We start from the raw sequence: 1,740 nt of genomic DNA on the forward strand, positions 1-1,740 counted from the left end.
TATCAAGGCAAGCGGTCATGAGAACGACAGTTTTTAAACGTAAGTTTTTAAACGACAGTTGAATGAATTCGTTTGACCCTTGAGCCAAGTTTGATGCGCTTTTGTTGTTCGTAAACATTAAGTTTTCGAGTGACAAGTAAGCATCACAATGATTGTAAACTGAAGAGTTTGATCATGGCTCAGATTGAACGCTGGCGGCAGGCCTAACACATGCAAGTCGAGCGGTAACAGATCTAGCTTGCTAGATGCTGACGAGCGGCGGACGGGTGAGTAATGCATAGGAATCTACCCGATAGTGGGGGATAACCTGGGGAAACCCAGGCTAATACCGCATACGTCCTACGGGAGAAAGGGGGCTTAGGCTCCCGCTAACGGATGAGCCTATGTCGGATTAGCTGGTTGGTGAGGTAACGGCTCACCAAGGCAACGATCCGTAGCTGGTCTGAGAGGATGATCAGCCACATCGGGACTGAGACACGGCCCGAACTCCTACGGGAGGCAGCAGTGGGGAATATTGGACAATGGGGGGAACCCTGATCCAGCCATGCCGCGTGTGTGAAGAAGGCCCTCGGGTTGTAAAGCACTTTCAGTGAGGAAGAACGCCTAGAGGTTAATACCCCTTAGGAAAGACATCACTCACAGAAGAAGCACCGGCTAACTCCGTGCCAGCAGCCGCGGTAATACGGAGGGTGCAAGCGTTAATCGGAATTACTGGGCGTAAAGCGCGCGTAGGTGGCGTGATAAGCCGGTTGTGAAAGCCCCGGGCTCAACCTGGGAACGGCATCCGGAACTGTCAGGCTAGAGTGCAGGAGAGGAAGGTAGAATTCCCGGTGTAGCGGTGAAATGCGTAGAGATCGGGAGGAATACCAGTGGCGAAGGCGGCCTTCTGGACTGACACTGACACTGAGGTGCGAAAGCGTGGGTAGCAAACAGGATTAGATACCCTGGTAGTCCACGCCGTAAACGATGTCGACCAGCCGTTGGGTGCCTAGCGCACTTTGTGGCGAAGTTAACGCGATAAGTCGACCGCCTGGGGAGTACGGCCGCAAGGTTAAAACTCAAATGAATTGACGGGGGCCCGCACAAGCGGTGGAGCATGTGGTTTAATTCGATGCAACGCGAAGAACCTTACCTACTCTTGACATCTACAGAAGCCGGAAGAAATTCTGGTGTGCCTTCGGGAACTGTAAGACAGGTGCTGCATGGCTGTCGTCAGCTCGTGTTGTGAAATGTTGGGTTAAGTCCCGTAACGAGCGCAACCCTTGTCCTTATTTGCCAGCGCGTAATGGCGGGAACTCTAAGGAGACTGCCGGTGACAAACCGGAGGAAGGTGGGGACGACGTCAAGTCATCATGGCCCTTACGAGTAGGGCTACACACGTGCTACAATGGCCGGTACAAAGGGTTGCGAGCTCGCGAGAGTCAGCCAATCCCGAAAAGCCGGTCTCAGTCCGGATCGGAGTCTGCAACTCGACTCCGTGAAGTCGGAATCGCTAGTAATCGTGAATCAGAATGTCACGGTGAATACGTTCCCGGGCCTTGTACACACCGCCCGTCACACCATGGGAGTGGACTGCACCAGAAGTGGTTAGCCTAACTTAGGAGGGCGATCACCACGGTGTGGTTCATGACTGGGGTGAAGTCGTAACAAGGTAGCCGTAGGGGAACCTGCGGCTGGATCACCTCCTTAACCGATGCATTGCTCTCGCGGCAAGTGCTCACAATGAATTACCTGATCAGA

At 53.4% G+C, this 1,740-nt stretch carries 1 rRNA gene; it reads left to right on the forward strand.

Annotated features, from left to right (window positions below):
• Window positions 1-156 precede the first annotated feature (156 nt).
• Window positions 157-1,689 (forward strand): 16S ribosomal RNA (locus HP566_RS20020).
• Window positions 1,690-1,740: the final 51 nt, after the last annotated feature.

The organism is Vreelandella olivaria (assembly GCF_023507745.1).
Lineage (GTDB): Bacteria > Pseudomonadota > Gammaproteobacteria > Pseudomonadales > Halomonadaceae > Vreelandella > Vreelandella olivaria_A.